General features: G+C 41.8%; 2 tRNA genes. Both read left to right on the forward strand.

Going from position 1 to position 629, the window contains the following annotated elements:
• The first annotated feature begins 256 nt into the window (after positions 1–256).
• Positions 257–330 (forward strand) — tRNA-Ile (locus DB520_RS26320).
• Positions 331–470: 140 nt separating this feature from the next.
• A tRNA-Ala gene (locus DB520_RS26325) sits at positions 471–544 on the forward strand.
• Positions 545–629: the final 85 nt, after the last annotated feature.

Here is a 629-nt window from a genome sequence, read left to right on the forward strand (position 1 = left end):
ATGCTTTGGTATTCGTGAATGTCTGTCTTACTACTTTAATGTTTTGCCTGTAGCTTAAGTGCTTAGGACGTCCCTATGGATATCGGGAAAGTCCGTGGTAGTTCAAAAGAGAGCTTCACAAGAATTTGAAATAAGTGGTAGAATATAATGGGCCTGTAGTTCAGGTGTTTAGGACGTCCCGATGGATTTCGGGAAGGTTCGTTGTTGCTCAGTAAGTGGGCTTCAAAAAGTTGAATTTAGGAATATAGGATTTAATGGGCCTGTAGCTCAGGTGGTTAGAGCGCTACACTGATAATGTAGAGGTCCGTGGTTCGAGTCCACGCAGGCCCACATATTGATTCCTTACATTAAGCAAGTATGGAATTATGATTTCTTGAAAAGAAACAATTGTATCCCGATAGCTATCGGGTTGACAAGATCACCCTTAAGTTTCAAAAGTGAAACTTGAAGATTACTGAAAATATAATATTGGGGGATTAGCTCAGCTGGCTAGAGCACCTGCCTTGCACGCAGGGGGTCAACGGTTCGAATCCGTTATCCTCCACAAGTTAGGCAAAAGGCTTGAGAAAAATTAGTAAAAGACTTGCAGGATAAAATGTTTATCCCATTAGCCGGGATTTCCCGGTTAA

The organism is Pleomorphovibrio marinus (assembly GCF_003347495.1).
Classification (GTDB): Bacteria; Bacteroidota; Bacteroidia; order Cytophagales; family Cyclobacteriaceae; genus Pleomorphovibrio; species Pleomorphovibrio marinus.